Origin of the sequence: [Flexibacter] sp. ATCC 35208, assembly GCF_001975825.1 — a bacterium.
GTDB lineage: Bacteria > Bacteroidota > Bacteroidia > Chitinophagales > Chitinophagaceae > Chitinophaga.
On record NZ_MTKN01000060.1, the window covers coordinates 40,745 to 51,164 of the forward strand.

12 protein-coding genes are annotated in these 10,420 nt (G+C 41.7%); 8 read left to right on the forward strand and 4 right to left on the reverse strand.

Translation table 11 applies throughout. From position 1 onward, the window contains the following. Positions 1-270 precede the first annotated feature (270 nt). Complete coding sequence (locus BW716_RS27845; protein ID WP_179091297.1) at positions 271-888, reverse strand: MarR family winged helix-turn-helix transcriptional regulator; 618 nt, start codon at positions 886-888, stop codon at positions 271-273. 211 nt (positions 889-1,099) lie between these two features. On the opposite strand from BW716_RS27845, the gene BW716_RS27850 reads away from it, so the two are divergent. From BW716_RS27850 to BW716_RS36985, 5 genes are all read left to right on the forward strand, one after another. Further along, positions 1,100-1,549 (forward strand): DUF6640 family protein, encoded by a 450-nt coding sequence (locus tag BW716_RS27850; RefSeq protein WP_083729185.1) that lies wholly within the window; start codon positions 1,100-1,102, stop codon positions 1,547-1,549. Between the two features lie 11 nt (positions 1,550-1,560). Beyond that, positions 1,561-2,451: an NmrA family NAD(P)-binding protein gene (locus BW716_RS27855; protein ID WP_083729187.1), complete on the forward strand. Its 891-nt coding sequence runs from the start codon at positions 1,561-1,563 to the stop codon at positions 2,449-2,451. Positions 2,452-2,489: 38 nt separating this feature from the next. Then, a complete protein-coding gene (locus tag BW716_RS27860) occupies positions 2,490-3,134 on the forward strand; it encodes an alpha/beta fold hydrolase (RefSeq protein WP_083729189.1) in 645 nt (214 codons plus the stop codon). A 114-nt stretch (positions 3,135-3,248) separates the two neighbouring features. Further along, positions 3,249-3,782, forward strand: a complete 534-nt coding sequence (locus BW716_RS27865) for an ABC transporter permease (protein ID WP_179091298.1) — start codon at positions 3,249-3,251, stop codon at positions 3,780-3,782. A gap of 397 nt (positions 3,783-4,179) precedes the next feature. Continuing rightward, complete coding sequence (locus BW716_RS36985; RefSeq protein ID WP_179091299.1) at positions 4,180-4,341, forward strand: hypothetical protein; 162 nt, start codon at positions 4,180-4,182, stop codon at positions 4,339-4,341. 486 nt (positions 4,342-4,827) lie between these two features. On the opposite strand, the gene BW716_RS27870 is transcribed toward BW716_RS36985, so the two are convergent. Both BW716_RS27870 and BW716_RS27875 read right to left on the reverse strand, forming a co-directional pair. After that, entirely contained in the window at positions 4,828-5,241 is a 414-nt protein-coding gene (locus BW716_RS27870) for a hypothetical protein (RefSeq protein WP_083729193.1), read from the reverse strand. Between the two features lie 28 nt (positions 5,242-5,269). Next, positions 5,270-6,841 carry a hypothetical protein gene (locus tag BW716_RS27875; protein WP_083729195.1) on the reverse strand — a complete coding sequence of 524 codons (1,572 nt, stop codon included), beginning with the start codon at positions 6,839-6,841 and terminating at the stop codon, positions 5,270-5,272. 549 nt (positions 6,842-7,390) lie between these two features. Here BW716_RS27875 and BW716_RS27880 point away from each other — a divergent pair. Continuing rightward, positions 7,391-7,936 carry a hypothetical protein gene (locus BW716_RS27880; RefSeq protein WP_083729197.1) on the forward strand — a complete coding sequence of 182 codons (546 nt, stop codon included), beginning with the start codon at positions 7,391-7,393 and terminating at the stop codon, positions 7,934-7,936. Positions 7,937-8,020: 84 nt separating this feature from the next. Then, a complete protein-coding gene (locus BW716_RS27885) occupies positions 8,021-8,467 on the forward strand; it encodes a DUF6794 domain-containing protein (protein WP_083729199.1) in 447 nt (148 codons plus the stop codon). Here BW716_RS27885 and BW716_RS27890 read toward each other — a convergent pair. Beyond that, the gene (locus tag BW716_RS27890) at positions 8,464-9,732 is read right to left on the reverse strand and encodes an IS701 family transposase (RefSeq protein WP_179091300.1); all 1,269 of its coding nucleotides are present in this window, start codon (positions 9,730-9,732) and stop codon (positions 8,464-8,466) included. The two genes, BW716_RS27885 and BW716_RS27890, sit on opposite strands and share 4 nt — an antisense overlap. Positions 9,733-9,946: 214 nt before the next feature. Here BW716_RS27890 and BW716_RS27895 point away from each other — a divergent pair, with 214 nt between their 5' ends. Beyond that, on the forward strand, positions 9,947-10,204 hold the full coding sequence (locus tag BW716_RS27895; RefSeq protein ID WP_143709074.1) for a hypothetical protein: 258 nt from the start codon (positions 9,947-9,949) through the stop codon (positions 10,202-10,204). The last annotated feature ends 216 nt before the right edge of the window (positions 10,205-10,420 follow it).

The window sequence follows — 10,420 nt, forward strand, 5'->3', positions numbered from 1 at the left end:
CGACATGACCGGCAATCCGGTCTCAAACCTCCCAAATACAAAAAAGGCATTCAGATTTTTCATCCGAAAGCCTTCGATATTTACTAAACCCGGTCAGTTTATTTAGCGGAAGAGTTGGATGCAATTGTCGACCCTTTTTGCCAAAGATTTGGGGAAGATTACTGATTTCATTGAAAGGTATTGCCGAAATTGGCCGGAATGGAAATGTTAAGGCTTATCAGGGACTTGGGATAACACTTCTCCGTAATATACAAGCAACCTTCCGTTTGATCAGACGTCTTTAAAGGCCGGCTCGAATTTTTTTAGCTTATTCCATTTTTGCGTGATCCTGTCCAACAGGGGTTTCAGGTTATCCAGGCATTCCATCATGGCGCTTTCGGGCATATCGCCGTATAACTCGTAATAAACGGTGTCCAGCGCCTCATGCCCATCCTTAACGACCTTTCTACCTTTAGCTGTGATCGTAACCATTTTTGATCTTTTATCATGATCGTCCGTCTTTTCATCAAGTAACCCCTTTTTGATCAAACGATCAATTACTAAGATACCCGACGATATTTCGATAAAATGCATATAGATGAGATCTTTTTTTCGGATTGGCTCTGACCGCTGTAAGGTGAGCAGGAAAATGAACTCGTCGAAACTTGTCAGGCCCAACGGTTTCATCTCGGTCATGGTAAAGAACATCCATAGCCTGGACAGGCGATTGATCACCTTAGTAAGTGCATACCGGCAGGAAAGGTCCGGCGCATGGTCGGGCATATCTCGCTCATTTTCCTGTACCAGCTGTCTTTTTAAATAATCCCTGCAAAAATCCTCTATTGATCCGGCCGGATTCTGCTCCTCGAACCCTGCCCATTCCTGTACTATTGCCAACGTCTTGTTCATATTATCAATTAATGGTTTAAAATTAAATAAATAAAACATAAATGCTTCATTTAAGACATAAATGTTTTATATTTGCTTTTATAGTACATTAATGATTTAAAAAATGGTAGCTAATAAACCGTATTCGGATGAAGCTTTAATAAGGTCATCGGACCGGAAGATATAAGTAATGATTAATTGATCGAAGTGTTCAACTCAAATAAAAACCTTTATGACTTCAGAAAACAATAATATACCCCTGACCGGGAAACTCATCCTTTCATTTATGGGATTATTCACATCGGTTTCGCCGTACCTGGCAGATTGGAATATTACCCATATCTATAACCCGACCTGGCCCCCTCATGCTAAATTCCACAATGCACAAACTATGGTACTCGGGGCCCTGCTCGGCTTACTTACGCTGTATGTCCTTTGGATCAGAAAAGAGGTGAATGCTTTACAGCGGCTGCATGAGGCTGTGATAATCGTATCACTCTATTGGGTCGCACAGTTACCAGCTATTCTTTTCCCGGGAACCAAACTGGTAGATCCAGGCATCAACCATGTTCAAATGCCGGTCATACTTGGTGTTCAGTTCAACCAATTAATAATGGACATCGTTATTGTTCTTCCATTGATCTTTTTAGGCTGGTATATCAGCTACAGAAAATTAAAATAAACAACATAACTATGAAGAATTTCATTTTAGTCGCAGGCGCTACGGGTGACCTGGGCGCAAGAATTATTAAATCACTGATCGGAAAAGGGGCAGAAGTGCATGCCCTGGTTCGTTCAGGCAGTGATGAAAAAAAAATCGATAAGATCGCCGCATTGGGTGCTCAAATTATTGAGGCTGACCTTACCGACGCGACAGCGCTTACTAATGCCTGTATGGGCGCAACCTGCGTTGTTTCTGCACTGGCGGGCTTAAGGGATGTGATTGTTGATACCCAGGTTTTATTACTTAAAGCTGCGGTGAAAGCCGGCGTGCCGCGATTCATCCCTTCGGACTTTTCTTCTGACTTTACTAAATTGCAAGAAGGCGAAAACCGCAATTTCGACCTGAGACGCGAGTTTCACACTCACCTCGACAAGGCGGACATCAAAGGAACATCCATACTGATCGGCGCTTTCGCTGATATCCTCAGTTACAATACGCCCTTTTATAATCTAAAAGAACAATCGGTAGCTTATTGGGGTGAGGACCCGAACTGGAAGGTGGATTTTACGACCAAAGACAATGCCGCAGAATTTACCGCATCTGCCGCCCTCGACCCAGATACCCCACGGATACTACGGATACACAGTTTCAGTGTAAGCCCCGTGGAACTCACCGCTTTTGCCAAAGCATTCAATAAAGGAGAATTCCGGTTAATGCCGATGGGCAGCCTTGCCGACTTCGCCGCTTATAACAAACGGGAAAGGGCAGCACATCCTGAAGGAGAGCACGAACTGTATGCCAAATGGCAACAAAGCCAGTACATGCACAGCATGTTCAGCGTGCAGAACACACCACTTGATAACGACCGCTACCCAAATATCACCTGGACAACAGCCACTGAGGTCGTTTCTCAGATCTAAGTCCGGGAAAATTAATTTTAACATCATACACCATTACCATGAAAGCAAAAATCTGGAAATCAATCTTTACTGCAATGCTTATCGTGCTCAATTTTGCGCTTGCAGAAGGGCAAAACAAGACAGTACATACGCCTATACCGGCAGCCTATACAGACGAAGCATTGATCAAAAAACTTCCAGGTTTCATTAACCGGACTGAAACTGTTAACGGGATCAGCCTGCATTATGTAGAGGGTGGCAAAGGAAAACCTCTGTTCTTAATGCCGGGCTGGCCCGAAACCTGGTATGCCTATCATTTAGTAGCACCCGCACTTGCGGCGCATTACCATGTTTACATTGTTGATATCCGGGGCATGGGTTCTTCTGCCAAGCCGCAAACCGGCTATGATAAAAAAACCATGGCGGGTGATCTTTATGCATTGATCAAAAAGCTCGGTGTCGCCAAAGCCTACATTTGTGGTCATGACATCGGTGCCATGGTCGCTTACAGCTTTGCGGCCAATTATCCGAGCGCGACCGAAAAATTGATCATCATGGAAGGTTCACATCCTAATCCGATGATCGAGAAAATGCCGATGCTACCCGCAAAAGGCACCTTTACCTCCAAGATGAGCGGACAAGCCCCCTATGCCTGGTGGTTCGCTTTCAACCAAACAAAAGGGCTACCGGAAAAAATGACATGATGCTTAAATAAAGAAGTGGATATAATTAAGCAAGTTTCTGCTCAAATATATCCACTTTTACTTAGTTGCAGGGTGTGAGGGACAATGTTCGAACTTTTTTTCATTGCAGAAATAATGGGTAGGCCTTCAGGAATTGACCCGCTCCGGCAGCAGGTAGCACTGGCAGCGGTTCAAAACCTATACCACCAATATCATCCGGGATTGGACTTTGCCTACACATATGTGGACGACAGCTACAACAGGCTCTATGCCTCGGAGCAGCGGGTAGAGGTACTGACCCGTTATTTCGCGGGTATGGCGATCCTGATTTCCTGCCTGGGATTATTTGGGCTGGCTGCTTTCACCGCGCAAAAACGGCAGAAGGAGATCGGCATCCGCAAAGTGATCGGCGCATCATCCGCCCAGTTGGTCGCCATGCTATCCAAAGATTTTCTTAGGTTAGTATGCCTGGCGCTGGTGATTGCCATGCCTCTTGGTTGGTGGACATGTCATCATTGGCTGCAAAGTTTTGCCTATCGTATTGAGCTGAGTCCGATGATCTTCGTATTGACAGCGCTGCTGGTAGTGATAATCACCCTGCTGACCATCAGTTATCAGTCGCTTAAGGCGGCGATGGTTAACCCGATAAAAAGCCTGAGAACAGAGTAATGCAGAAAGAAGAAAAATTTGTCGTCGTCGATCAGTAAGGCCAGCCATCGATTTCGAACATATATACAGTCGATAACAAATGCCTTAGGAAAGCATCAAAATATATTAAAAAGCAAGACCTGCTCTATGAGCGGGTCTTGCTTTTCTGTGGGCTACGGCGACAACAATCGAACCTATTTCAAGATGATTTGTTTATCATCATGGAGTATATTGAAATGAAACAAATGAAATTCTTAAAATAGTGAAGTTCTTATCTACATTTGAGGCAATTCCAAGTAACCGTTAATTTCGAACTCTATTTTGTATAATAAATTGCATACAGGAATAGCAATGCCCCATTGCCAATGGTCCTGCAATGAATGTCCGGAGAGTAAAAAAGTACCCACATCAGTCCAATATGAAAACGTTCATACATGTAGGTTTCTTTAACCCTTCTACGGATCGTCGATTTGTCATACAGGATTCGATAGTTGGGATAACGGCATCGGATTTTACGATTGATAAGACCTTCCTATGCATCCCAATAAAAGTGAACAATACTACCCGCAGCAATATCTAATAAAAAACAAAACAAACGAAAATGAACCTACGTTTCAGCAACTGGTAGCATGCACAATTTAACAAGCATATTCTTAGTTTCATGCCAAGGGAATTCGAACGTATTGTAGTTTGATAATCAATAAAGTATAGAATTAGTAAAAACTAAAAGCGCTTCAAGTCATTGACCTTGAAGCGCTTTTATATTCTGCGGAGAAAGAGGGATTCGCCCCCCGGACCTGTTACAGTCAAAATCATTCGCGGCATGGCCGCCAATTTCGATCTCAAACCTCCTAAATACAAAAAATGCCTTGAGATCGTTCATCCGGATCAGATCTGGCTGCACCTTCGCCTTCCTCCATCAGGTAAATAAAATACCTTTGATAATACTGATACCTTTCGGAACGCGACTATCCACATATACTTTTGTACGAGTGGTTCCTGGTGCGAGATAAGGCATTCATTGATGATTCTAAAAGGGCCGGTCATCAGACCAGCCCTTTCTTAATTATACTGTCCCATTCGGGCATTTATCATCTATCCATTGAATAAGTGCAGTGATTACATCATTCTGTTGGGGAGGAGTTTTATTAGAATTATAAGGCGGGCTGGGTGGTGGCATTTGTTGCCCGATATTTCCGCCTGGCGCAAATGGTCCTTTGCCTTGCAGGGCCAATACAATATTTGATGAAGCGCCATTGCCTACTTCCAGTATTAACAAGCCATCCGGTGGGTAAGAGTTCGGATCAAAGCCTGGCACATAGCCGGTCGTAAATTCTTTGTAGGTCATGGGATTATTATTGGCATCGAAATGCCAGAATATACCGTGGGGGGCAGGGCCAGGAGTGACACCGCTGGATTGTACAAAACTGTCTAACAAATTTTGTACATCCTTGAAGCTTGTAAGTTTAGTTACAGACATTTGAATGAAGGGTTTTGAGGGTGAAAAATTATTTGTGTCTTTTACCAGGTATGGCATGTGGATCGGAAAATGCCTGCAGCGCCGGGGACAGATGTGGTAAAGGGAATCCGGTAGGATTTTGTTTGAATACAGGTGCATTGACCGGATAAGGATGTGGAATGTCTGGCTCGAAGAAGTTGCCGGTAGCCGCAATAACACTGAAGTCACCTCCCTGAAATTGGCCTTGCGATCCGTGACAACCCAGGCAACCACCTGCGGTAAAAGGCGTGTATTTTTTAGTGGTTTTGTCCAGGACGAAGACGTGTGCAGCATCGGGATTAGGTACATTGGAGTATACGCCAGCTAGTCCGCCCTGGAAAAACTGGAGCGAATTGTTTGTTTCAGTTGCAAAATTTGACAGGAAGAATTGTTGGGGTGGAACGACTTTCGTAGGATCGTTCGTAACGACCGCCTGTACACCTATTAGCTGATAATTGGCCCATACATTTGAGCTTCCGAATTGCTTACGTATCTGTGCCTGTGCTGCACTGTTGTACGTGTTCAGGTAGGCAGGGATCGGGAATTGTCTTTGTGCTTCGATGACACCAGAGTCGGGCAGGGGGCGGGGTACCCCCTTTGATGAATCCGTGCGGGGATTGGTATTAATAAATCTGAAACCTGTTTTTTCAAGGGTGACGTGTTCAAAAGTGGCAAAAGTAAAGGTAGGTACATTGGGCGTTTTTTGAATAATATGCAATGACATGAGCAGGAAGGTATCATTGTTGGCCACCAGGCTTCCATTCTTGTCCTTTGTGTAATAGATGCCCTCCGTCCAGTGAAAATCTTTCAGGTTGTCTGCAGTATGGTCGAAATGCCGCCAGGTCGCTTTTATTTCAGTGGAGGCATTAGGTAGGCTAAAAATGGTGCTATCGGGAGGGGTAGAGAGATTTTTAATGAGTGAAATAGCACTGTCAAGCGCGGGTTGACGTGTATTGGAATTGTTGTAACCTGTTTTTTTGAGATAGTCATAAATTACGTTATTCCCCTTTGCTTCGTATAATATGCCTGCATTGGCAGCATTGTCTTTTGCTATCAATGGGGTATAGTACATATAGGCGAGGGAGATTTCGCTGGTCTCATCGAGGTTGTTGAACAGGTGTTGATTTACAGTTTTGCTGGCAGGGGTGACGACTGCGTGATAGATATAAACTGGTAATGTGTCAGGATTGGGCAGCGTGTGAGTACCGTAGTAGCCGGGATACAATTCTGTTCTGTGGTAAAATGTTTCCCATACGACAGTGCCTCCGGAGCCGGTACCTCCATTGATGGTGGTGTTATCTGGCTGGCCACGGTAGAAGCCCGACATATTAGGAGTGGGATTGGGTTTCGCAGGCCATGTGAGGGCTACGAATTCTTTCCAGGCGAATGCGGCGGCTTCGATTGAATCGGATAGGTCCTGGATGTCTTTGGGCATGATGGAGGTAAACGAATCGATCGAAGCATTTAAGGCCGATAATTGGTTATCCTGTGTGGTGTTGTGAGGGGCTGTATTGCAGTAGGTGAAATAGGTAGCAATAGCAGCGGACAATAGAAGGGCCACTCCCTTTGGGGTTTTAATCATAATAGGTATTTTAAGGTTTATATTTTGCTGTTTTTAAAGGGATGAGGGGGGGGTATTTTTGGTATTTATTGGACTTTATGAATTTAGAAAATATAATGAATAGAAAAAAGTATTTGAGGGGATTTTATTTATTGTTTGAGAGATGTGATTTTTGGGCGTGAGTGTTATAATGAGGTATGCATGTACAAGTCAAAATGGTAGCTTACTTGTTATTATAATCATTCTGCTGCGTCATTACTGCATTGAATAATTATAATGATTTAAATAATATTTCTAGTTCCTCAGTTGTGAATGGAATGTAGTCATCCTCTTCTGAATTAAATATATGTGTGGGTGAAGAGGTTTTTGTTCGAACATAAGGGCTGTTTCGAGCAAAGATTTATTAAAAATTATAAATCCACTGGATGATCTAAACCTGACTTGAGTCGTATTTGAGTTACCTTTTCATACCCCATTTTTGCTAAGAAGCTAAAAAACGCTTGCAAAAAATTGTTTTTTGGCTTAAGATAGCATATAATAGAGGTATGATATGCCATCAAAATCATCAACATGGTAGACAAGGAACGTAGAAAAAAACTCGCACTTCATTTGCGCCACTTATCCGTTGGGCTGATTTCAAACGACGACTTTGAGGAAGCCGTTATGGAAAATGTATCTGCTGGATGGCTCCCAGAGCAATATCACCGTTCAAAATTAGCAAGGAGTGACGGTGACGATCCTATTATTAAACCAATGCTTGAATTGTGTTGGGGGTTATATGACGACACAAGAAATCATAAACTAGTGAAATCTGATGCATTAACAAAGGATGCATTGAAAATCATTGCACGGTGTATTTTATTTCTATATTCCGACAAAAAATATGAGTGGCCTTATTTTAACACGAACAATACACTTTTTCGATTTTCATTAAAGGAAATAATCTTATCAGTCATAACACTCGGACACCATTATAGGAATAAAAGAGAAGAGCATATTATTTCATTTTACGAGTGGCAAAAGTTAGGCGACTATGATGTATGGCCATTCTTTAGGAAAACTGACTACCATGATCAATTGACGAAACGGCCATTTTTAAGTGGACAACAAACGTAAACAACTAAGCTTGGCTGGTTACACAGTACCAACGATGAAGCCTGGTTGTTTGCTGTAATGTTTGACAGATCCTATCATTCAATAATGACTTTACCCAAATTGACACTTTTCTTTACATGCTTGTTTGTTCTAACAAGTTGCAAGACACAAATCAAATTGCCCCAAAATTTAGATGAAGCAGTTTTGTATTTTCAACAGCAATGGACACCGGCAGAACTTGACAATTTTAAAAACAAGCCTGAAAGGGATGCTTTAGTAGAGTTACACCAAAGCACTGGAATGTGGATACGAAACAATTGGGTCTACGGTGGCAGAGACACTGCACTGAGAAACTACTTTAAAGCATTAGGCATTCATGCCCCTGACGATATCTCGTCAATCATTTTGACCTCTCTGCATCGGACGTTAAATAAAAAGGAAATTGAACTTGACAAACAAGTTGAAACTTACAAAGCATATTGGCAGCTTATAATAGACTGCAATGAGAAACAGAAAACTCAAGCGGTCTCTAATTCTACTTTGACAACTTAGGATGAGTCTTTATTAAGCTTCTCTAATCCTCTCTGCTCGTGCCTTTTCTTGATTTGGTCAAGCACTTCATCAGGAGAAAAACTTTTCTTAGAATAGACTCTTATTATTATATCTCGTATATCATATGCACTCAATAATGGATATTCATTATTATACAAGATTTTTTCACTTAGTATAAAATGTAGTGCCATCATTACCAATACCATATGATGATGCCACGCCATCCATCCTCTAACCTGATATTCACTCATACCTGCCTCCTGCTTTGCATCTTGGAAGGACCTCTCGATAAAATAGCGCTGAGATTGCATTCTGACCAGGTCAGCAAGTTCAAATTCATCTTCATATGCATTGCTAAGGGCATATTTATATTCAATATCTCCTGAAGGAGTTTTTGTCGCTCTTATAATTAATAAATGTTCTCTATAATCTTCACTCTCCCCGTCCCATGTATAAACTGTCTGCACATACCCTTTACATACAAGATCGCCCTTACCTGTTTTTCGAAGTCGTATGGTCTGCCATTTTTTTGATGATTTACCTGGGCATAGATTACTTACTTCTATGGCTTTACTATCTGTTTTGTACCGGCTGGGATTACGACCCGGATTACCCTGCTTTTCAGGAAGATAAAGATCCGGAACTTGTTCATATACATGCTGATCAATGTGAATATCTACCACATATAATAGCTCCATATCATCCAGTGTCTGTCTGAATTTGTAACTATTACCATATAAACCATCTGCACCAACAAAATCGAATTCTGTTCCAAGACTTACCTGTCGCTTTACAATATCAAGAGCCAAATCAACCTTACTTTGGTTAACATATCTTTCCTTGGGTACACCAGCTGCTTTGCAACGTTTCTTATAACTTGTCCAGCTCTCCGGTAAATACAATTCTGTGTCTATAAGACCATAATATTTTTCAGCACTTAATGCTCCATATACTGCGACCTGGCAATTATCTACCTTGCCTATAGTACCACACCATTGACGGCTTACTCCTACTGAGTGTTCTCCTTTTTTAACATGAGCACTTTCATCCAATAACAACCCTACCCAATCACAATCAATACTGTTAAATATGGTGCTTGTATCACGTGACAACTGATCGAATCCGGCACGATGGTCCCACGGCGATTCACTAATAAAGTGATGAATACGATTATATTCAACGTCTGATGTCTGCTCTGCTAAGCGTTCTATGTTTCTTTTCCGACTTTGAAACAAACCCCGGATGTATTCAAATCCCAAATCCATCTTGTTATGTGTCTTTGTTTTAAAAACAGAACCACAATGCTGGACATATTTTTTGAGCCGATGGATGTCGGCTGGCGATGTCTTCCTTTGACCATGTCCTATATTTATTGCATTGATTTACACAGCACTAAGATCTGGATTTTTCTCCATTTTAACTTGGCAAAGTAGAACTAACTACAACAAGTTTAAAGTAGGCGACAATATAACGATATACATGCCCGTTGACACATCAGAAAGAAATCGTAACGCAGTTCTTTATGACTGTCAAACAACTGAATGGGCATTTAACGCAGGGAAAGACTTGATCATCAAAGGAACAGTTACAAAAAAGTATTTCATCAATGACACAGCCAATGTGTTTTTTACTGTCCGGGTAACTTATTTGAACCGCAATGACACGCCCATTTTGATGGATCGGGTTAAGACGGGTAACGAGAGAAATTTCTCTTTGATAGGACTTAAAATTGAATAACACTTACCCTCAATAGTTGTTAGCTTCAATCAAAATGTACAAATGAACCGCCTAAAACGTCAAAGATATAAGCATTAGAAGTGTTTAGTCACTACGTTTAATTTTCATCTATCTTTCATACACTTCGAATCTGCTAATTATTTGATAATCAAATATTAATCAGAAGAGGGGTTAACATTTGTGGAATTAATTCAAATAGTTCTACTTTGCCAAGTT

Excerpts from the sequence above, each read along its gene's own strand:
- BW716_RS27845 (WP_179091297.1), bottom strand. The coding sequence starts at position 888 with ATGAACAAGACGTTGGCAATAGTACAGGAATGGGCAGGGTTCGAGGAG.
- BW716_RS27850 (WP_083729185.1), top strand. The coding sequence starts at position 1,100 with ATGACTTCAGAAAACAATAATATACCCCTGACCGGGAAACTCATCCTT.
- BW716_RS27855 (WP_083729187.1), top strand. The coding sequence starts at position 1,561 with ATGAAGAATTTCATTTTAGTCGCAGGCGCTACGGGTGACCTGGGCGCA.
- BW716_RS27860 (WP_083729189.1), top strand. The coding sequence starts at position 2,490 with ATGAAAGCAAAAATCTGGAAATCAATCTTTACTGCAATGCTTATCGTG.
- BW716_RS27865 (WP_179091298.1), top strand. The coding sequence starts at position 3,249 with ATGGGTAGGCCTTCAGGAATTGACCCGCTCCGGCAGCAGGTAGCACTG.
- BW716_RS36985 (WP_179091299.1), top strand. The coding sequence starts at position 4,180 with ATGAAAACGTTCATACATGTAGGTTTCTTTAACCCTTCTACGGATCGT.
- BW716_RS27870 (WP_083729193.1), bottom strand. The coding sequence starts at position 5,241 with ATGTCTGTAACTAAACTTACAAGCTTCAAGGATGTACAAAATTTGTTA.
- BW716_RS27875 (WP_083729195.1), bottom strand. The coding sequence starts at position 6,841 with ATGATTAAAACCCCAAAGGGAGTGGCCCTTCTATTGTCCGCTGCTATT.
- BW716_RS27880 (WP_083729197.1), top strand. The coding sequence starts at position 7,391 with ATGGTAGACAAGGAACGTAGAAAAAAACTCGCACTTCATTTGCGCCAC.
- BW716_RS27885 (WP_083729199.1), top strand. The coding sequence starts at position 8,021 with ATGACTTTACCCAAATTGACACTTTTCTTTACATGCTTGTTTGTTCTA.
- BW716_RS27890 (WP_179091300.1), bottom strand. The coding sequence starts at position 9,732 with ATGGATTTGGGATTTGAATACATCCGGGGTTTGTTTCAAAGTCGGAAA.
- BW716_RS27895 (WP_143709074.1), top strand. The coding sequence starts at position 9,947 with ATGCCCGTTGACACATCAGAAAGAAATCGTAACGCAGTTCTTTATGAC.